Source organism: Ancylobacter sp. GW821-FHT10E12, assembly GCF_058809335.1.
The window spans coordinates 70,865-91,227 of record NZ_JBXASN010000019.1 but is presented as its reverse complement, the minus strand read 5'-3'; the positions used below and the strand labels follow the sequence as shown (position 1 = coordinate 91,227).

General features: G+C 69.4%; 16 protein-coding genes. 4 read left to right on the top strand and 12 right to left on the bottom strand.

Annotated elements, in window-relative coordinates; translation table 11 throughout:
- The first annotated feature begins 5 nt into the window (after positions 1-5).
- Together AC1RU4_RS22175 and AC1RU4_RS22170 are read left to right on the top strand one after the other, a co-directional pair.
- Positions 6-3,098 carry an efflux RND transporter permease subunit gene (locus tag AC1RU4_RS22175; protein ID WP_492893319.1) on the top strand — a complete coding sequence of 1,031 codons (3,093 nt, stop codon included), beginning with the start codon at positions 6-8 and terminating at the stop codon, positions 3,096-3,098.
- A gap of 11 nt (positions 3,099-3,109) precedes the next feature.
- On the top strand, positions 3,110-4,225 hold the full coding sequence (locus tag AC1RU4_RS22170; RefSeq protein WP_492893318.1) for an FAD binding domain-containing protein: 1,116 nt from the start codon (positions 3,110-3,112) through the stop codon (positions 4,223-4,225).
- A gap of 13 nt (positions 4,226-4,238) precedes the next feature.
- On the opposite strand, the gene AC1RU4_RS22165 is transcribed toward AC1RU4_RS22170, so the two are convergent.
- The 3 genes from AC1RU4_RS22165 to AC1RU4_RS22155 all read right to left on the bottom strand — a co-directional run bounded on the left by AC1RU4_RS22165 (position 4,239) and on the right by AC1RU4_RS22155 (position 8,356).
- Positions 4,239-5,870: an MFS transporter gene (locus AC1RU4_RS22165; RefSeq protein WP_492893317.1), complete on the bottom strand. Its 1,632-nt coding sequence runs from the start codon at positions 5,868-5,870 to the stop codon at positions 4,239-4,241.
- Between the two features lie 3 nt (positions 5,871-5,873).
- Positions 5,874-7,004: an HlyD family secretion protein gene (locus tag AC1RU4_RS22160; RefSeq protein WP_492893316.1), complete on the bottom strand. Its 1,131-nt coding sequence runs from the start codon at positions 7,002-7,004 to the stop codon at positions 5,874-5,876.
- Between the two features lie 152 nt (positions 7,005-7,156).
- A complete protein-coding gene (locus AC1RU4_RS22155; RefSeq protein WP_492893315.1) occupies positions 7,157-8,356 on the bottom strand; it encodes an MFS transporter in 1,200 nt (399 codons plus the stop codon).
- Between the two features lie 134 nt (positions 8,357-8,490).
- Between AC1RU4_RS22155 and AC1RU4_RS22150 the strand changes: the two genes are divergently transcribed.
- Positions 8,491-9,387 (top strand): LysR family transcriptional regulator, encoded by an 897-nt coding sequence (locus tag AC1RU4_RS22150; RefSeq protein ID WP_492893314.1) that lies wholly within the window; start codon positions 8,491-8,493, stop codon positions 9,385-9,387.
- Between the two features lie 128 nt (positions 9,388-9,515).
- Here AC1RU4_RS22150 and AC1RU4_RS22145 read toward each other — a convergent pair whose 3' ends face one another.
- The 7 genes from AC1RU4_RS22145 to AC1RU4_RS22115 all read right to left on the bottom strand — a co-directional run bounded on the left by AC1RU4_RS22145 (position 9,516) and on the right by AC1RU4_RS22115 (position 16,039).
- Positions 9,516-11,414, bottom strand: a complete 1,899-nt coding sequence (locus AC1RU4_RS22145) for a PAS domain-containing sensor histidine kinase (RefSeq protein WP_492893313.1) — start codon at positions 11,412-11,414, stop codon at positions 9,516-9,518.
- Positions 11,415-11,542: 128 nt separating this feature from the next.
- Positions 11,543-12,073 carry a DsbA family protein gene (locus tag AC1RU4_RS22140; RefSeq protein ID WP_492893312.1) on the bottom strand — a complete coding sequence of 177 codons (531 nt, stop codon included), beginning with the start codon at positions 12,071-12,073 and terminating at the stop codon, positions 11,543-11,545.
- A complete protein-coding gene (locus AC1RU4_RS22135) occupies positions 12,070-12,588 on the bottom strand; it encodes a redoxin domain-containing protein (protein ID WP_492893311.1) in 519 nt (172 codons plus the stop codon). The genes AC1RU4_RS22140 and AC1RU4_RS22135 overlap by 4 nt, the downstream gene beginning before the upstream one ends.
- Positions 12,589-12,656: 68 nt before the next feature.
- Complete coding sequence (locus tag AC1RU4_RS22130) at positions 12,657-13,175, bottom strand: Dps family protein (RefSeq protein ID WP_492893310.1); 519 nt, start codon at positions 13,173-13,175, stop codon at positions 12,657-12,659.
- 282 nt (positions 13,176-13,457) lie between these two features.
- A complete protein-coding gene (locus AC1RU4_RS22125; protein WP_492893309.1) occupies positions 13,458-13,832 on the bottom strand; it encodes a response regulator transcription factor in 375 nt (124 codons plus the stop codon).
- A 105-nt stretch (positions 13,833-13,937) separates the two neighbouring features.
- Positions 13,938-14,546 carry a response regulator transcription factor gene (locus AC1RU4_RS22120; RefSeq protein ID WP_492893348.1) on the bottom strand — a complete coding sequence of 203 codons (609 nt, stop codon included), beginning with the start codon at positions 14,544-14,546 and terminating at the stop codon, positions 13,938-13,940.
- Positions 14,547-14,593: 47 nt separating this feature from the next.
- Positions 14,594-16,039, bottom strand: a complete 1,446-nt coding sequence (locus AC1RU4_RS22115) for a sensor histidine kinase (protein WP_492893308.1) — start codon at positions 16,037-16,039, stop codon at positions 14,594-14,596.
- A 290-nt stretch (positions 16,040-16,329) separates the two neighbouring features.
- Here AC1RU4_RS22115 and poxB point away from each other — a divergent pair, with 290 nt between their 5' ends.
- Positions 16,330-18,063: a ubiquinone-dependent pyruvate dehydrogenase gene (gene poxB, locus AC1RU4_RS22110; protein WP_492893307.1), complete on the top strand. Its 1,734-nt coding sequence runs from the start codon at positions 16,330-16,332 to the stop codon at positions 18,061-18,063.
- A 31-nt stretch (positions 18,064-18,094) separates the two neighbouring features.
- Here the strand turns inward: poxB and AC1RU4_RS22105 are convergent, their stop codons facing one another.
- Complete coding sequence (locus AC1RU4_RS22105) at positions 18,095-19,726, bottom strand: MFS transporter (RefSeq protein WP_492893306.1); 1,632 nt, start codon at positions 19,724-19,726, stop codon at positions 18,095-18,097.
- A gap of 11 nt (positions 19,727-19,737) precedes the next feature.
- The gene (locus AC1RU4_RS22100; protein WP_492893305.1) at positions 19,738-20,169 is read right to left on the bottom strand and encodes a DoxX family protein; all 432 of its coding nucleotides are present in this window, start codon (positions 20,167-20,169) and stop codon (positions 19,738-19,740) included.
- Positions 20,170-20,363: the final 194 nt, after the last annotated feature.

Sequence of the window (20,363 nt, the reverse complement as noted above, 5' to 3'; positions counted from 1 at the left end):
ACGCCATGTCGCTCTCCTCCTGGTTCATCCGCCACCCGATCGGCACCTCGCTGTTGATGGCGGGGCTGCTGGCGCTCGGCGTGGTGTCGTTTCCGCGCCTGCCGGTGGCGCCGCTGCCGCAGGTCGATTTCCCGACCTTGCAGGTCTCGACGCAGCTGCCGGGCGCCAGCCCGGAGATCATCGCCTCGTCGGTGACCCAGCCGCTGGAGCGCCAGTTCGGCGAGATTCCCGGCGTGGCGCAGATGACCTCGATCTCGACGCTGGGCAACTCGTCGATCACCCTGCAATTCAATCTCGACATCGATATCAATGGCGCCGCGCAGGACGTGCAGACGGCGATCAACGCCGCCGGCGGCCAGCTGCCGACCAACCTGCCGGCGCCGCCGACCTATCGCAAGGTCAATCCGGCCGACCCGCCGATCCTCCTGCTGGCGCTGACCTCGCGCAGCCTGCCGATCACCGCGGTCGACGACTATGCGGAGAACGTGCTGGAGCAGCATATCAGCCAGATCGACGGCGTCGGTCAGGTGCTGGTGCTGGGCCAGCAGAAGCCGTCCGTCCGCATCCAGGTCGATCCGTCGAAGGTCGCCAATCTCGGCCTGTCGCTGGAGGCGCTGCGGCAAGCCATCGTTTCCAACACGGTGAACGACCCGAAGGGTACCGTGCAGGGCAGGCGCCGCACCTACACCCTGTCCGACAATGACCAGCTCGACGCCGCCGCGCCGTGGCGGGATGCGATCCTCGCCTGGCGCGACGGCGCGCCGGTACGGGTGCGCGATATCGGCACCGCGGTGGACGCGCCGGAGAATTCCCAGCTCGCCGCCTGGGCGAATGGCGAGCAGGCGATCGTGCTGCCGGTGTTCAAGCTGCCGGGCGCCAATGTCATCGCCACCGTGGACGCCATCAAGGCGCAGCTGCCGGTGCTGACCGCCTCGGCGCCCGGCGGCGTCGAGGTGACGATCATGAGCGATCGCACCGGCACCATCCGCGCCTCGGTCGAGGACGTGGAGAAGACGCTCGTCATCACCGTCCTGCTGGTGGTGGCGGTGATCTTCGTTTTCCTGCGCAGCCTGACGGCGACGCTGATCCCGAGCGTGGCGGTGCCGCTCGCCGTGGTCGGCACCTTCAGCGCCATGTATGGCCTCGGCTACAGCCTCGACAACCTGTCGCTGATGGGGCTGAGCATCGCGGTCGGCTTCGTGGTCGACGATGCCATCGTCATGCTGGAGAACATCGAGCGCCATCTGGAGATGGGCAAGACGCCGCTGCAGGCGGCGCTCGACGGCTCGGCGGAGATCGGCTTCACCATCCTGTCGATCAGCCTGTCGCTGGTGGCGGTGTTCATCCCGCTGCTGCTGATGGGCGGGCTGGTCGGCCGGCTGTTTCGCGAATTCGCGATCACGGTGACGATCACCATCGCCATGTCCGCCTTCGTCTCGCTGGCGCTCACCCCGATGCTGTGCGCGCTGTTCCTCAAGCCGAGGGGCGAGACCGCGCATGGCCGGCTCTACCGCCGGTCGGAAGCCGGATTCGAGGCGCTGCTCGGCTTCTACCGGGTGACCCTCGATGCGGCGCTGAAGCATCACCGCCTCACGCTCGCCGCCTTCTTCGCGGCGCTGGTGGCCACAGGTGGGCTGTTCTACGCCATTCCCAAGGGCTTCTTCCCCTTGCAGGATACCGGGCTGATCATCGGCGTGTCGGAAGCGGCGCAGGACATCTCGTTCGAGGACATGGTCCGGCACCAGCTCGAACTCGGCGGGATCGTCTCGGCCGACAGGGATGTCGCCACGGTGAGCATGGCGGTCGGCGCCGGGGCCGGCCAGACCATGAACAATGGCCGCATGTTCATCGCCCTGAAGCCGCGCGAGCAGCGTACCGCCTCGGCCTTCCAGGTCATCGACCGGCTGCAGGCGAAGCTCGCCAAGGTGGAGGGCGCGGCGCTGTTCCTGCAGGCGGCGCAGGATCTCAACGTCGGCGAGCGCGCCTCGCGCACCCAGTTCCAGTACACGCTGCAGGACGGCAATATCGACGAACTGAACGCGTGGGCGCCGAAGCTGCTGGCGAAGCTGAAGACGCTGCCGCAGCTCGCCAGCCTCGCCAGCGACCAGCAGGCCGGCGGGGCGACGCTGACGCTCACCATCGACCGCGACCAGGCGGCACGGCTCGGGATCAGTCCGGCCGATATCGACAACACGCTCTACGACGCCTTCGGCCAGCGGCAGGTGACGCAATATTTCACCCAGCTGAACTCCTACCATGTCATTCTCGAAGTGCTGCCGGAGCTGCAGAACGCGCCGCGAGCGCTGGACGGGATCTACCTGACCTCGCCGTTGACCGGCGCGAAAGTGCCGCTCTCGGTGCTGGCGAAATGGACCAGCGAGCCGACGAGCTTCCTGTCGATCAACCACCAGTCGCAATTCCCGTCGGTGACGCTGTCCTTCAACCTCGCGCCCGGCGTCGCGCTGGGCGACGCGGTGGCGGCGATCCATCGGGCGGAGACGGAAATCGGCAAGCCGGCGACGCTGACGGGAGCGTTCCAGGGCAATGCACAGGCGTTCCAGGCCTCGCTGGCGAGCGAGCCGGCTCTGGTCGCGGCGGCGCTGCTGGTGATCTACGTCATCCTCGGCGTGCTCTATGAGAGCTATGTCCACCCGCTGACCATCCTGTCGACGCTGCCTTCCGCCGGGCTGGGGGCGCTCGCCGTGCTGTGGGCGTTCGGCTTCGACTTCTCGATCATCGCCCTGATCGGGGTGATCCTGCTGATCGGCATCGTGAAGAAGAACGGCATCATGATCGTCGACTTCGCCATCGAGCGCGAACGCGGCGAGGGCATGTCGGCGCATGACGCCATCCGCGAGGCCTGTCTGCTGCGGTTCCGCCCGATCCTGATGACCACCATGGCGGCACTGCTTGCCGGCGTGCCGCTGATGATCGGGCATGGCACCGGCTCGGAACTGCGCCAGCCGCTCGGCTACGCCATCGTCGGCGGGCTCGCGGTCAGCCAGGTGCTCACGCTCTACACCACGCCGGTGATCTATCTCTATCTCGATGCCCTGCGCGCGCGGTTCGCCCGTCGGTGGGCACCGGCCCCCACCTGAAAGGAAAACCGATGCCGATGCGCATCATCGTCGCCGGCGGTTCCGTCGGCGGACTGTTCGCCGCGGAACTGCTGCACCGGGACGGTCACGACGTGACCGTCCATGAGCGCTCGACCTCGGGGCTCGAAGGGCGCGGTGCCGGGCTCGTCGCCCAGCGCGAGGTGTTCGCCATGCTGCGCGAGGCCGGCGTCGAGCATGTCGCGCGATTCGGCGTGGTGGCGCATGAGCGTATCTATCTGGGCCGGGAGGGTGGGATCGACCACCGCCAGGACAGCCCGCAGACGCAGCTTTCCTGGGACCGGCTGTTCCGCACCTTCCGCGAGCGCGTGCCGGCGGGCCGCTATGTCGGCGGCCGCGCCGTGGCGGGTGTCAGTCGGGATGCACAAGGCGTCCTCGTGCATTTCGCCGATGGCGGCACGGAGGGGGCGGATCTGGTGATCGGCGCCGACGGGCTCGGCTCGACGCTGCGCGGGCTGGTTGCCGGCCCGCAGTCGCGTCCCGCCTATGCCGGCTATGTCGCCTGGCGCGGGCTGGTGCCGGAAGCGGCGGTGCCGCAGGCGGCCGCGGCGACGCTGTTCGAGCGCTTCGCCTTCTACGAGATGCCGCATTCGCACATTCTCGGCTATCTGGTCGCCGGGCCGGACGGGGCGATCGAGCCGGGACGGCGTCGCTACAACTGGGTCTGGTACCGGCGCCATTCGCCCGACGAACTCGTCGAGGTGCTGACCGATGCCGGCGGCGGACGCCATGATTTCTCGCTGGCGCCGGGACAGATGAGGCCGGCGGCGGTCGCCGCCCTGCGCGAGGAGGCCGGGCGCCGGCTGCCGCCGCAATTCGCTGCGGCGGTGGCGGCCGAGCCGCGCCCCTTCGTGCAGGCGATCTTCGATTATGCCGCCCCGCGCATGGTGGAGGGGCGTATCGCACTGATCGGCGATGCGGCCTTCGTCGCCCGCCCGCATACGGCGATGGGTGTCGCCAAGGTGGCGGGCGACGTGTTCGCCCTGCGCGACGCGCTGGCGGCGCATGCGGACCTGCCGGCGGCCCTGGCGGATTACGAGCAACGGCGGCTGGAGCACGGCCGTGCGGTGGTGGAGTATGGCAAGCGGCTCGGCGCCTCGCTCGGGTGACGCCGGCCGGACCTCATCCCCAATAATAGCGCGGGCTGAGCGGCCCGCGCGGGGCCTGCCCCAGCAGGGCGACCACGACCATGCCCGCCAGCGCGCTCCAGTAGCAGAGCTGGAACGCGTCGATATAGGACAGCACGTTGGCTTCCCGCGCCACCAGCCCGGCGAGGCTGGCGACGCCGCGCGCGCCGGCGGTCTGTGCCGAGCCGCCAGCATCCGCGAAGGGGGCGGTGAAGCCCGTCAGCGCATCCGAGACATTCTGGCTGGAGCCGGAGATGTGCAGCCCGAGCAGATAGGAATGCAACTGCTCGCGGTGGCGCAGGAAGGTGGTGATGACGCTGATGCCCATCTCGGCGCCGCCGAGGCGCAGCACCTGGATATAGGCGCCGACCGCGGTCGCCTGCTTCGGGTCGGAATTGGTGAGCAGGTACACCACGGCGGAGAGGAAGGTGAAGCCCTGGCCGACCGACTGGATCAGCAGCATCGGGAAGAAGGTCCAGGGCGACCATTCATGGGTGATCTGCGTGCCCATATGCGCGGCGATCGCGAAGGCGAGGAACCCGATCAGCAGCGTGATGCGCGCGTCGAACAGGCGGATCATCAGCACCGCCAGCGGCATGACGACCAGAAGCGGCACGGCGACGCCGAGGAAGATCGGCCCGCCGATCTCCTCCGGCCGCAGGCCGGCGACATTGGTGAGGAAGTTCGGCACCAGGAGACTGTTCGACATGCTGGCGATGTCGAAGCACAGGATGGCGACGAAGCCGAGGATGATGTTGCGCTTGGCGATCACCCGGTGGCTGGCCCAGGGCGCCTTCACCAGCATCTCGTTGAGGGAGAAGCCGAACAGCAGCATCGCGCCGGCGACCAGCAGCGTGACGATGAAGCCGGATTCCAGCCAGTCCAGCCGGTTACCCTGGTCGAGCGCGACATAGATCAGCGCCCAGCCGGTGCCGAGCAGCGCCATGCCGCCCCAGTCGGCCCGTTCCAGCAGGCCGACATCCACCGTCTCCACCGGCGAGCCGAGGCGCACCAATATGCCGATGAGCGGGGCGAGGAACACGTCCTGCCAGTAGACCCACTGCCAGGAGAGGTATTGCTCGTAGAAACCGACGATGGCGACGCCGGCGCTTTGCGAGAAGGCGAGGCGGAAGGCGTAGATGGCGAGAGCCGGCACCCACCATTTCAGCGGCAGGTTGCGGAAGATGATCATGATGGTCGCCGGGATGAACACCCCCAGCAGGAAGCCGCGCAGGCCGTGCAGCACGGCGAGCGTCTCCCAGCTGTGCACCTCGGGGATGACCATCGAGATGGCGGCATAGACGAGGCTCGGCCAGAACAGCACCCGGCCGACGCCGAAGGTTGCCGCCAGCCAGGCCACGGCGGGGGCGATGAAGATCTGCGGCGCGGTGGCGATGGTCGAGAGCCAGGCGCCCTGATCGTAGCTGAGATGGAAGGCGCCGCGCAGGTCCGGCAGGCCGATGGAGAACAGCCGCGTGTCGAAGCCGACGAGGAAGGAGCCGAGCAGCACCGCCGCCGCCGCGAAGACCGGCCGCCCGTAGGGGCGGGCCTGGGCCGGCGGGATCGGGGCGGCCGGGGTTGCGGCGGCCGGGGGTGCAGCGGCTGGTGTTGCGGCGACGGAGGCCATCGGTCACTCCGCCGCGTCGGTGTGGATCCGCGCCTCTACCGACATGCCGGCGCGCAGCCGGCCGGTCGGCGCCTGCCCGGGCTCGATGGCGATGCGCACCGGGATGCGCTGCACCACCTTGGTGAAATTGCCGGTGGCGTTGTCCGGCGGCAGCAGGGCGAAGACCGAGCCGCTCGCCGGGGAGATGCGCTCCACCCGGCCGCGCAGGACCTGTCCGGGGAAGCTGTCGATAGTGATGTCGACGGGCTGGCCGGGTGCGACATGGGTGAGCTGCGTCTCCTTGAAGTTCGCCATCACATAGACGTCGGGGATGGGCACGACGGCGATGAGATTGGTGCCGACGGTGACATAGTCGCCGACCTGCACCAGGCGGGTGCCGACGACGCCGTCGAAGGGCGCGGCGACCTGGGTGTAGCCGAGCTTGAGCTCGGCGGTCCTGAGATTGGCGCGGGCGGCGTCGAGGCTGGCGCGCAGCGTGCCTTCCTGGCCGACCAGCACGTCGAGCTGGCGCTTCTGCGCCTCGATCGCCGCTTCGGCCGAGCGCACGTCGGCGGAGGCCTTGGCGAAGTTGGCGGTGGCCTGCTGCAACCGCTGCTCGGTGCCGGCAATGCCGCCCTTCACCAGCGTCTGCTGCCGGTCGAACTCCTCGCTCATTTCGGTCTGCGCCGCCTGGGCGGAGACGAGCTGGGCCTCGGCCTCGTTGATCACCGCCCGTTGCAGGGATTCCTGGTTCTGCAGGTTGACCAGGGCGGCCTGCGCACCCTCGACGGCGGCCTGCGCCGCATCGCGGGCGGCCTGATAGTCGGCAGGGTCGATCTCGACGAGCGGCTGGCCGGCCTTCACCGACTGGTAGTCGTCGACCAGCACCTTCAGCACGTTGCCGCTGATGCGCGCACTGAGCAGCGAGACGTCGGCATGCACATAGGCGTCGTCGGTATTCTGCAGCGGCCGGTCGCTCGCCCACTGGTCCCAGCGGCCGTTGGCGTAGACCAGCAGGCCGCCGACGGCGAGGATCGCGACCAGCGGGATCAACAGCCGCCGCAGGCTGGCGCCGACCGAATAGGGTGCGCCGTCGCCCGCCGGGGCGGGTGCGGCCGGGGCGGGAGCCCCGGCAGGAGATGTTTGCGCAGGCATGGTCTCGGTTGCCTTCCATTGGGCGGGCGGACTGTCGATTTCCATCCGATCATGCCACCGCGGGGAGGCGCGCGCTTGCCGGAACCCACTTCTTCACCGCGGCCGTGTGGAAACGAAAGGCGCTGCGATGCTTCGGTCAGGCGGCGCTTCGGTCAGGCGGCGCGGCGGCGGGCGAGCGCCGCGATCTGCAGCACGGTGGCCGCCGCGGCGAGGCCGATGCCGAGGGCGCTGACCGCGGTCCAGCCGCCGGCGCTCCAGGCGAGGCTCGCCGCACCGGAGCCGAGGGCCCCGCCGAGGAACATCGCTCCCATCAGCACGGTGTTGAGGCGCGCGCGGGCGGCCGGGCGCAGCGAGAACACGATGTGCTGGTTGGAGACCAACGCGCTCTGAATGCCGAAATCGAGCAGGATCACGCCGACCACCAGCCCGGCGAGCGAGCTCCACACGCCGAACACCACCCACGAGACGAGGGTGACGGCCGCGCCGAGCATCACCGCCTGGGTGGCCCCGCGCTTGTCGGCGAAACGGCCGGCGAGCGGGGCGGCGAGGATGCCGACCGCGCCGACCAGGCCGAACAGGCCGGCAATATCCGCGCCGAGGCCGAAGCGGGGCTCCTGCAGCCGGAAGGCGAGGATGGTCCAGAACACGGTGAACGCGCCGAACAGGGCGGCCTGCGTCATCGCCGCCAGCCGCAATGCCGGGAATTCCCGCCACAGATGCACGATGGATTGCAGCAGCCGGCCATAGCTCATGGTCGAATCCGGCCGGCTGTGCGGCAGGGTCAGCGCCATCAGGCCGGCGGCGGCCAGCGCCATCGGCACTGCGAGCCAGAACATCTCCCGCCAGCCATAATGGGTGGCGACGATGCCGGCGAGGGTGCGGCTGAGCAGGATGCCGGCGAGCACGCCGGCCATGACGGTGCCGACCGTGGCGCCGCGACGCTCCGGCGCGGCGAGATGGGCGGCGAGCGGCACGATCTGCTGGGCGACGGTGGCGGACAGGCCGACCGCCAGCGAGGCGAGCACGATGAACAGCCCGCTCGGCGCTACCGCCGCCAGCACCAGCGCGGCCGCCAGGATCACGAATTGCGCGACGATGAGCCGGCGCCGCTCCACGAGGTCACCGAGCGGCACCAGCAGGAACAGGCCGACGGCATAGCCGAGCTGGGTCGCGGTGGGGATCGCCACGGTGAGGCTGCCGGGCAGGTCGCGCTCGATGATCGCGAGCATCGGCTGGTTGTAATAGATGTTGGCGACGGCGACGCCCGCGGCGGTCGCCATGGCGAAGATCGTGCCGGTGCCGAGAGCGGCGCTCTCGTGCACATCCTCCTGCACGCTCTGCTGCGTGGTCATGATGCTGTCTCCTTCGCGTCACCGCGATCTGCGCGCGGCGGGAACGGTCGATGTCGGTCGCGTCGAAGATAAGCTCTCGCGTTTCTCGATATACTGTCTTACGTTGATGCACGATTATATTGGATTGCGTTATAATGGATTTCTCGGCATTGGCCGTGCTGGTTGAAACCGCGTCGGCGGGAAGCCTGGCGGGGGCGTCGCGCCGGCTGCGGCTGTCGCCCATGGCCGCGACGCGGCTGCTGGCCGGGCTGGAGAAGGAGCTCGGCGTCCGCCTCGTCCACCGCACGACGCGGTCGCTGTCGCTGACCGACGACGGTCTCGCCTTCCTGCCGCATGCCGAGGCGCTGATCGAGGAGCGCGCCGCCGCGCTCGCCAGCGTGCATGGCCGGGGCGCCGGTGCGAGCGGGCTATTGCGGCTAAGCGCCTCGCTCGCCTTCGGCCGGCAGGTGGTGGCGCCGCTGGTGGTCGAGTTCATGGCGGCGCATCCGCAGGTCGAGGTCGACCTGCAGCTCACGGACAGCCTGGTCGACATCGTTGCCGAGGGGCTCGACCTTGCGATCCGCATCGCCATGCTCAACGACAGCAGCCTCGTCGCCCGGCGTCTTGTCGACAATCCGCGACGGCTTGTCGCCGCGCCCGATTATCTCGACCGCCGGGGCGTGCCGGCGAGCCTCGCCGAACTCGCGCGGCACGAATGCCTGACGGTGAGCACCGCGCCGCATTGGAGCTTCCACACCGGCGCGTCCACGCGGCGCATGAAGGTGGCCGGGCGGTTCTCCGCCAATTCGATCGACGCCATTCATGAAGCCTGCCGCGGCGGGCTCGGCATCGCCAATCTGTCGGATTGGGACGTGCGCGCCGACCTCGCGCGCGGCGCTCTGCGCCGGGTGGTGCTGGCCGACGCCGAACCGGAGCCGCTGGGCATCTGGGCGGTGTACCCGACGCGCCGGCTGGTGCCGGCCAAGGTGCGGCTTTTCATCGACATGTTGTCGGATCGCCTGCGGTCGGCGGCGGCGAGCGAAGGCCTCTGAGCGCGAGCTTCCCGGCGGAGTGAGAGGGAAGCTCGCCGCACCTCGCCGCGGTGGATCAGCCGGCCGAGGTCTCGCCGAACCGGCGGCTTCCGGCGGCGCGTTCCGCGCCATACGCGGCCCCCACCGGCTCAGTCGTCTGCCGCCGCCGGCAGCGTGATCGACACCCGCCCGCCCCAGTCCGCATCGGGCGCCTCGATGCGGATGTCGCCGCCATGGGCGTTGACGATGGTCCGGCACATGGCGAGGCCGAGCCCCATGCCGTTGGACTTGGTGGTGAAGAACGGCTCGAACGCCTTCTGCGCCGCCTCGTCGGAAAAGCCCGGCCCGGTGTTGCGCACCTCGATGCCGATCCGGCCGTCGTCCCGCCAGCTGCGCACCGCCAGCCGCCGCTCGCCGGCGGGCGTGGCCTGCATCGCCTGGATGGCGTTGGTCATCAGGTTGATGAGCACCTGCTGGAGCATGATGCGGTCGCCCGCCACCTCGGTGCCGTCGGCGTCCAGAGCCTCCGTCAGCGTGACGCCATGGGCGGTGATTTCGTTGTGCACCAGCCGCACGCCTTCCTCCACCAGCGCGTCGACGTCGAGCCGCACCCGTTCCGGCTCGACCTTGGTCATGAACGAACGCACGCGCCGCACGACCTGCGACGCCCGATGGGCGGCGGCCGCCGCCGCGTCGAGCGAGGCGCGAACCTCCGTGAGGTCGGGCGGGTCGCGATCCATCCACCGGCCGGCCGCGGCCGCGTGGGTGGCGATGGCGGCCAGCGGCTGGTTGATCTCGTGGGCGATGGAGGCGGAGACCTCGCCGATGGTGGCCGCGCGCAGGGCATGGTCGAGCTGGCTGCGGGTGCGCTGCAGCGCGTCCTGCACCCGGATGCGCTCGGTGATGTTGAGCACGCTGGCCTGGACGCGGTCCAGCATGTCGGCGGGCGGGAAATTGAAGGCGACGATGACCTGCAAGAGGTCGCCTTGCCGGGTGCGGATCGTTGCCTCGCTTTCGAAGTTCGACGCGCCGGAATCCAGCGCCAGCAGGAAGTCGGTGAAGTTCTCGTCCGGGTCGGCGAGGAACTCGTCGAGATGGGTGAAGAACTCGTCCTTGGACGAGACCCCCATGAGCTTCAGCCCGGTACCGTTCACGTCGGTGACGCGCACGCTGGCGCGCATGCGGCGCACCACCTCGGGATGGCGGGCGAGATAGGACGCAAGGTCGTCCACGCCTTCCGCCCGCACCGCATCGAGCGCCGCCTTGACCGGGCGCAGATCGTGCTCCCAGATCGCCACCGCCAGCGTCTCGAAGATGGTGCGGAAGCGCTGCTCGCTGTGCTGCAGCGCTTCGACGGCCGCCTTGCGCAAGGTGATGTCGGTATGGGTCTCCAGCGTGGTGCCGGTATGGCGGCCGAGCTCGGCGCGCCGTCGCCAGCGGCTGAACACCTGCAGAATGCGCCCGTCCCGCGTCGTCTGGGCGAGCTCGCCTTCCCAGGAGCCGGTATCGGCGAGGGCGGCGCGGATGGCGCTCGCCGCCTGCGGGTAACGCGTGGCGAGCAGTGCGTGCGGGTCCTCCCCCCAAGCCTCGTCGAAGGTCCAGCCGTACAGCACCTCGGCGCCGTGGTTCCAGTAGACCACCCGGCCTGCGTCATTGGTAAGGAAGATGGCGTCGCTGGTGACGTCGAGGAGTTCCGCCTGCGAGGCGACGGTGCGCTGGTCGGCGTGCCGCTTGAGCACGATGAAGGCGCTGGCGACGATCGCCGAGAGGCTGAACAGCAGGCGCAGCGTGGCGTCGATCTGCCCGTGCAGGCCGTGGCCATAGAGGAAGCCGAAGAAGGTGAGGCCGATGCAGGCGGCGGCGGTGATGCGGATCGCCCGTTCCGAGGCGGTGTCGCCGATGATGATCAGCACGAGCACGTAGAGCACCGCCACGGCGCTGCCGAGCGTGGTGAAGCTGTCGATGGCGAAGATGCCTGCCGCAAGTACGGCAGCGCCGGCATAGCGGCATCTCAGCGCCAGAATGCCTGGAGCGGCCTGTCTTCGCATGCGGGATACGGCTTCACGAGTCGTTACGTCAGGTGCCGGCCATTATAAGGCCGGCACGCCACGTGTCAGTGACTCATCACAGGCTGCAGCCTATCCGCACGTATAGCGTCGCTCACCGCGAGCATAGGTCAGGCAGGTGTCGCCGCGGCCGCGCGCAGGGCGGCGACGAGGCTGTCGGCGTCACGCGGACCGTCATAGCGCAGGCCGTTGACGAACAGGCTGGGCGTGCCGTTGACGCCGCTGCGCAGGCCGTCGGCGAAGTCCCGGCGGATGCGGTCGTCGTAGCGTCCTTCGAAGGCGGCCATGAGATGCGGCCCGTCGAGCCCGATCACCCGCGCATAAGCCAGCAGGCTGGCATCGTCGAGCGCGTCCTGGTGCTCGTAGAGCAGGTCATGGGCGTCCCAGAACCGGCCGATTCCCGCCGCCGCCTCGGCGAATTCGGCGGCGCGGCCGGCATGGGGATGCTGCTGGGTGAGCGGGAAATTGCGGAACACGAAGCGCAGCCTGTCGCCCATGGCGCGCTGCACGGCTTTCAGCACCGGATAGGCCTCGCCGCAATAGGGGCATTCATAGTCGCCGTACTCGACCAGGGTGACCGGCGCGTCGGCCGGGCCCTGGCTGTGGTCGTCGGCGCCGACCGGCCGGCTGAGATGGGTCATGACGGAACTCCTGTTGCCTGCCTGCCACCGACGAGAGCGTCCAGCGCCTCGAGAATGCCGTCGGCGCCGGGATTGAGTCCGAGCGGCGAGACGTAGCTCCAGCGGATCACGCCCCCGGCGTCGATCACGAACAAGGCGCGCTCGGAGGTGCCGTCCTTCTCGCGGTAAACGCCGTACCGGCGGGCGACCTCGCCCTTGGGCTGGAAGTCGGCGAGCAGCGGGAAATGCAGCTTGCGGTCGGCGGCGAAGGCGGCATGGCACCACACGCCGTCGGTGGAGATGCCGACGAGCTGCGCGCCATATTGGTGAAAGGCAGGCAGGACCTCGTTGTAGAGCGCCATCTGGTCGCCGCAGACCGGGCTCCAGTCGGCGGGGTAGAAGGCGAGGATGACCGGGTGCCCCCTGAGGTCGGCGAGCGACAGGGGCTGGTCGGGCGTCGCCGGCAGGGTGAAGGCGGGGGCCGTCTCACCGGCCGGCAGGGCGGCGGACGGGGTGGAAGCTTGCGCTGCGGGCATGACCTTCTCCGCGTGGACGAGTGGGCACCGGAGCCGCTGCAGGGCGGCCCCGGCGGGCCTTCGGGGGCTCAGTGGTTCGAGCGGGTGCACTCGTAGAGGAACCAGCTGCGGCGCTCGGCCTCGTCGATCCACACCTCGAGCAGGCTGGTGGTGGCGACGTCGTTATATTCCTCGCAGACCGCATGGGTGGCGCGCAGGAAGCCGGTCAGCTGCCGGTTGTCCTCGGCGAGCTCGGCGAGCATGTCCGGCGCGGTGACATAGTCGGCATCATTGTCGGCGAGCCGCTGCAGGCGGGCGATATGGCCGATGGAACGCAGCGTGGTTCCGCCCACCTTGCGGGCGCGTTCGGCGATGGCGTCGGTGGTGGCGAAGATCTGGTCGCCCTGCTCGTCGAGCATCAGGTGGTAGTCGCGGAAATGCGGCCCCGACATGTGCCAGTGGAAATTCTTGGTCTTGAGATAGAGCGCGAACATGTCGGCGAGCAGCGCGGTCAGGGCGGCCGAGATGTCGCGGGTGGCGTCCGCGCCGAGGTCGGTGGGGGTGCGGAGCGGCGCGGTCTGGCGCGTCTTCGCCGGGGCGTTGGTCATGGGAGGCTCTCCAGTCGGGCGGGTGGGTTCGATGCGGGCCGACGCCCCGGCCGCGGCACGAAAGGTCTCGTGCGCGGAGCGGCCTGGGAGGTCGACGCCGGTATGTCCGACGCAGGAGAGGCTAGACCCGGCACGGCGGCTTCGATATCGGCTGTTCGGTTGCCGGCCTCATACAAGAGTGTGCATCGCCTCCGCCCACAGGGAGATGCAACGAAAACGGGGACGCACAAGACGTCCCCGCTCGGTGCAGCCATGTCGGAAGGGTGGTTCGGGCCGTGCGGTTCAGGCCGTGCGGTTCAGGGCCTGGTCGAGGCAGGCGATCATGTCACTGCCGTCGAAGGGCTTGCTGAGGAAGCCGATGGCGCCGGAAGCGGTCACTTGGCGGCGCAGGCGCTCCTCGGGAAACGCGGTGATGAAGATCAGCGGCGTGCGATAGCCGCCTTGCCGCAGCCGCGCCTGCAATTCGACGCCGCTCATGCCGGGCATCTGCACATCGGTGATCACGCAGTCGGAATCGTCGAGCCGCGGCGAATGGAGGAAGTCCTCGGCCGAGGCGAACGTGCTGGTGGCGAAACCCAGCGACCGCACCAGGCTGGCCGTCGCTGTCCGCACCGACTCGTCGTCATCGATGATCGAGACCATCGCAGGTTGGCGCACGTCGAATAATCCTTCTTGCTGACCGCGTACCGGCCGTACGCTTCTTGCCCTCCCTGTATATCGCCACGATGGACTGGTTCGAAATCATATCAAGGTTTGCGTCGTCTATCTCTTCGGTGCCGCCAATTCGAGGGTCTCGGCCATGCGCACCAGATCGGCGAGCGAGCGGGCGGCCATCTTCTTCATGACATGGCCGCGATGGATCTTGACGGTGATTTCGCTGAGGCCGACTTCGGCCGCCACCTGCTTGTTCATCAGGCCGGAGGTGACGAGCGCCATCACCTCCTTCTCGCGGGCGGTCAGCGCCTCGTAGAGCTGCCGCACGCCGGCCACCGCCCTGTCGGCCTGCCGGCGCGTGCGGTCCTGCTCGAGGGCGGCGGCGACGGCGTCGAGAATGTCCTGGTCGCGGAACGGCTTGGTGAGGAAATCGACGGCGCCGGCCTTCATCGCCCGCACGGTCATGGGAATATCGCCATAGCCGGTCATGAAGATGACCGGCATGTCGAGGCCGCTGCGGGTGAGCTGGGACTGGAAATCGAGGCCGCTGACCCCCGGCAGCCTTATGTCGAGCACGAGGCAGCGCGGCCCGTCCGGCAGCTTCGCCGCCAGAAGCTCGGCCGCCGAGCCGAACAGCTCGACCCGCAGCCCGATGGAGCGGAACAGGCTGGACAGCGCCTCGCGCAACCCCGCGTCGTCGTCGACGACGATGACCATCGGTTCGGTCGGCTCGACGGCGGCGCGGCGCGGCGTGGAGGTCGCAATCACGGGCTCGGCTCCTTCAGCGCGGGCAGGACGAGGCGGAAGGTCATTCCGCGGTCGGGATTCGGTATCGCATCGATGCGGCCCATATGGGCCTCGACGATCGAGCGGGAGATCGACAGGCCGAGCCCCATGCCCTGGGGCCTGGAACTATAGAACGCTTCGAACAGGCGCGGCAGCGCCTCGGGCGCGACGCCGACGCCATGGTCGCGCAGCTCGATTTCCACCACCGGCTCGCCGGCGTCGTCCCGCGCTTCGCGCGAGGCGAAGATGAGCCGCCGGCTTCCCGGCAGGCCGTCCATGGCCTGCGCGGCGTTGATCGCCAGATTGATGACGACCTGCTGCAGCTGCACCCGGTCCCCCTTCACCGCCGGCAGGTCCGGCGCCAGCTCCAGGCGCAGCTCGACGCGGTGCCGGCGCAGCTCCTGTTCGATGATGGCGAGGGTTTCCACGATCAGCTCGTTGCAGCCGATACGGTCGTGCTGCGGCGTGTCGCGGCGGGCGAGCGCCCGCAGCCGCGCGACCACCTCGCTGGCCCGGCGGCCATTGGCGATCATCCGCTCGACCGAAGCGGTGGCTTCCGCGACGTCGGGCACCGGGCGGCGCAGCCAGCGCAGCCCCGCCTCGCCATTGGTGACCACGGCCGCCAGCGGCTGGTTCACCTCATGGGCGATCGACGCCATGAGCTGCCCGAGCGTCGCCACGCGCGACACATGGGCGAGCTCGGCCTGCGCCTTGTGCAGCCGGTCCTCCGACTGCCTGCGCCCGGTGACGTCGCTATTGGTCTCCATGGTGGCGACCGGCCGTCCGTGCCGGTCGCGATGCAGCGACCAGCGGCTGGAGACGACTACCTGCGAGCCGTCCTTGCGGGTGTGGCGCAGCTCGCCCTCCCAGCGGGCGTCGCGATGGAGCTGCGCGCTCGCCGCCTCGCGCGACAGCGGGAAGACGGTGCGGAGCAGCTGCGCGGTCTTCTGCCCGAGCGCCTCGTCCCGCGACCAGCCATAGAGCTCCTCGGCGCCGCTGTTCCAATAGAGGATGGCGTCCGTGTCGTCGCGCACCAGTATGGCGTCATGGGTGAGATCGAGCAGCGCGGCGTGGCTGCGCAATGTCTCGCCCGAGCGGCGGGCGCGCAGCGACAGCAGCGTGACGATGACGATGGCGCACATGCTGACCAGCCCCCGCACGAGGGCCTGGGGGTCGTAGCCGTCGCCATGGACGACCGCGAAGCTGACGAGGGTGAGGCCGATGCATATGGCGCCGACCAGCAGGATGCCGCGCGGCGCCAGCCGGTCGGCGGCAAGCATCACCACCCCGACATAGAGCACGGCTATCGCGGTATCGAGCGGCGTCAGCGTGTCGATGGCGAAGATGCCCGCCGCCAGCAGGGCGGCGAGTGCCGGCGCGAGCGGCCATCCGGGCCCTGGGGAGGGGGAAAGCCGGATCGTCACGACGCGCTACCGGGGACGGTCGGTCGTGGTCTCGTGCGGCGCGGGCGGACGCAGGTTCGCCGCCGCCCTATAGGGATGAGCGAAAGGATCATGCCGTCATGCTAGCAAATTCGCGAATCCATAAGCCTATACGAAAGTATATTTCTCCCTAGATGATCGTATGCCGGAAGGAGCATGCGTAGAATTGAGCCGACGATTGGAACGGCAATAGTGGATCGAAGCCGGGCGCGGGATGCGGTGTCGTCGCAGGCCGCCTTGTTCGAAACCCACCGTGAAACGGGATGCATGCGATGAGCAGGAACATAGCCGACCTCATGATCGCGACGCTGGCGCAGGTCGGCGTCAAGCGGATCTATGGCGTCGTGGGCGACAGCCTGAACGGCCTGACCGAAGCCATCCGCCGGACCGACGCGGTCGACTGGGTGCATGTGCGCCACGAGGAGGTCGCCGCCTTCGCCGCCGCCGGCGAATCGCAGATCACCGGCGAGCTGGCGGTCTGCGCCGGCTCCTGCGGGCCCGGCAACCTGCATTTGATCAACGGCCTGTTCGATGCCCAGCGCTCGCGCACCCCGGTGCTGGCGATCGCCGCGCAGATCCCGTCTTCCGAAATCGGCGGCGGCTATTTCCAGGAGACGCATCCGCAGAACCTGTTCCGCGAATGCAGCGTCTATTGCGAGCTGGTCTCCGACCCGTCGCAAATGCCCTATGTGCTGGAAAACGCCATCCGCGCCGCCGTCGGCCAGCGCGGCGTGGCCGTGGTGGTGATACCCGGCGACGTCGCGCTCAAGGAGGCGCCCGACCGTCCGGTTTCCGCCAATGCCGGCCTGCTGCCGGTGGCGCCGGTGGTGCGGCCGAGCGAGGAGGAGATCGACCGGCTGGCCAGGATGCTGAACGAGGCCGAGCGCGTCACGCTGTTCTGCGGGCGCGGCTGCGCCGGGGCGCATGCCTCGCTGATGGCGCTGGCGGAAAAGCTGAAAAGCCCGATCGTGCATGCCCTTGGCGGCAAGGAACACGTCGAGTACGACAACCCCTACGATGTCGGAATGACCGGTTTCATCGGCTTTGCCTCCGGCTACGAGGCCATGCATGCCTGCGACACCCTGCTGCTGCTGGGCACCGATTTTCCCTACAAGCAGTTCCTGCCCACCGGCATCAGGATCGCCCAGATCGACATCCGGCCCGAGCAGCTCGGCCGGCGCTGCGCGCTGGATCTCGGCCTGGTCGGCGATGTCGGGGCGACGCTGGAGGCGCTGATCCCGAAGCTGGCGAGCAAGGAGGACCGGCTGCATCTCGACGAGGCGGTCGCGCGTTATCGCAAGTCCCGCAAGGGGTTGGACGACCTCGCCACCGGCACGCCGGGCCGGCTGCCGATCCACCCGCAATATCTCGCCCGGCTGGTCAGCGAGCAGGCGGCCGAGGATGCGGCGTTCACCTTCGATGTCGGCACCCCGACCATCTGGGCCGCCCGCTATCTCGCCATGAACGGCAAGCGGCGCCTTGTCGGCTCGCTGGTGCATGGCTCCATGGCCAATGCCATGCCGCAGGCGATCGGCATCCAGGCGTCGCAGCCCGGCCGGCAGGTGATCTCGCTCTCCGGCGATGGCGGCTTCACCATGCTGATGGGGGACCTCATCACCCTCAAGCAGATGAAATTGCCGGTGAAAGTGGTGATCTTCAACAATGGCGTGCTCGGTTTCGTCGCGCTGGAGATGAAGGCGGCGGGCTTCGTCGAGCTCGGTACCAATCTGGACAACCCGGATTTCGCCGCCATGGCCCGCGCCATGGGCATCCATGGCGTGCGGGTGGAGGATCCGGGCGACCTGCCCGGCGCGGTGAAGGACGTGCTGGCGCATGACGGGCCGGCGGTGCTCGACGTGGTCACCGCGACGCAGGAACTGTCCATGCCGCCGACCATCGAGTTCGCGCAGGCCAAGGGTTTCGGCCTGTGGATGATCCGCGCGGTGATGAGCGGGCGGGGCGACGAGGTGCTCGACCTCGCCAAGACCAACCTGCTGCGGCGCTGAGGCAGCAGCAAGTACCTGCGCCGGTTTCTTTTCAGCTTGGCCGGCGCGGGTCCACGGTGAGGAAATGCCGCACCACCGGGCCTTCCACGCTCTTGTGGAACGCCCGGACCTCGGCCTGGACGTCGGCATCGGCATGCGAGACCCGGCGGTGCTGGCGCAGGTGCTCGGCCCACGATTCGACCATGAACCACTCGACGACGAGTGCCGGATCGGCGGCGTCCTCGGTGACGCCCCAGCCGTAGGCGCCGTCGCGGCGTCGGGCCTGCGACAGCTTCTGCAGCGCCGCGAGGAAGGCGGGACGGTCCTCCTTGCCGACGCGGTACTCGATGAGGATCAGCACCGGGCCGCGGTCTCCGGCTACCGGTTCGGCCAGCAACGGCTCGGGCCAGTGGTTCGACGGGGTGAGGTCGGCCTCGCCGGTCGGCAGGCCGATGCGGTGTACGATGAGCCCGGAAATGACCAGTCCGGCGGCCGATGCGAGCAGGGCGACCGACAGCCCGACCTGCTGGGCGACGAGACCCCAGCCGATGCTGCCGCCGGCCATGGCGCCGTTGAACACGGTGAGGTAGACGGCGAGCGCGCGACCGCGCACCCAGTTCGGCAGGATCGCCTGCGCGGTGGCGTTCAGCGTCGTCAGGGCGACGATCCAGGCTCCGCCCATGGCTATGAGGATCGGCACCGCCGCCCATTTCGGCGGGGCGAGCGCCAGCGCCCCGGCGGCGCAGCCGGTGAGGAGGGCGGCGGCGAGCATCAGGCCGTCGGCATCGAGCCGGGTGCGCAGGCTCGGCAGGGCGAAGGCGCCGAGAATCGCCCCGGCCCCGACCGAACCCAGCAGCAGGCCGTAGAAGGCGGCGTCGCCGTGCAGCAATTCGCGCGTCACCAGCGGCAGCAGCGCCCACACCGCGCTGGCGAAGGCGAAGAACACCACGGCGCGCAACAGCACCACATGCAGCTCGCGGCTGGAGCGGGCATAGCGCAGCCCGGCGCGGAAGGCGCCGGTGAAGTTCTCGCTCAGCGCGTCCTGCACGCTCGCCGGCCGCTTCCACCAGATGAGCGCGGCGATGACGATCGCATAGCTCGCCACGTCCGCCCCGTAGGTGACGGCGGCGCCGAAGGCGGCGAGCAGCACGCCGCCGACCGCCGGCCCGATCGAGCGGGCGATGTTGATGCCGAGCGAGTTCAGCGCCACCGCGCTTTTCAGCTCGGTCCTCGGCACCAGCTCCGGCACGATGGACTGCCAGGTCGGCGCCATCAGCGCCGCGCCGATGCCGCCCATGAAGGTGAGGGCGATCAGCGAGGAGATGCTCATCAGCCCGCCATAGGCCAGCACCATCAGCGTGGCGCTGACCGCGCCGAGCATGAGCTGGATGAAGATGAGGAACTTGCGGCGGTCGAGGATGTCGGAGAGCACGCCGGCGGGGATGGCGAGCAGGAAGATCGGCAGCATGCCGGCGGCCTGCACCGCGGCCACCGCGGCGGGGGAGGCGGACAGGTCGGTCACCAGCCAGGCGCTCGCCACGTCGCGCATGAAGGAGCCGGTATTGCCGAGCACGGTCGCCGCCCACAGCACGGCGAAGACCGGCCGGTGCAGCGGCGCGAAGCTGCCCGCGGGAGCGGCGGGCGGGGCAGCGGGCGGGACGGGGGTGGCGGACGGCTCGCTCAACGGCTGGCTCCTCAGTCTCGATGGGTGAGATCGTACCACGCGACCAGCACGAAGCCGCCGGCGAGGCCGAGATGCTCGAAGAAGGAATTGGCGGCGAAGAACCGCTCCGGCGGCGCCATCTCCCAGAAGCGGTTGGCCATCAGCGTCGCCACCAGCGTGAAACCGCCGAGCGCCAGCGCGCCGAGCCAGCGGCCGATGCCGGCGAGGATCATCACTGACGCGCCGAGCTCCAGCACGATCACCGCCACCGCGAAGGGGGCGGCGGGGGCGAGGCCGAAATGGGCCATCTCCGCGAGCGCGGCGGGGAAGTCGAGCGCCTTGTTGAGGCCGCCCTGGATATAGGCGGCGCAAAGGGCGGCGAGCGCGAGGAAGCGGACCGGCGCCGGCGAAAGGATGCGCCGGGCGAGGGCGGGGAGGGCGGCGGTGCTCGGGGGGCTGTTCATGTCGGTCTCCGTCCTCATCGGCTGTCTCGGGCCTGTCCTTGCGTTACCAAACCGGCGTCGTGGCCGGGCTCGGCCGGGGACGACGGACGGCACCGCTTCCGGCTTCTTCTCCCCGGGGAGAGGTGGCCCGCGCAGCGGGTCGGTGAGGGGCCTTGCTTCGGCCGCCGCGTCTCCCCCTCACCCCACCCCTCTCC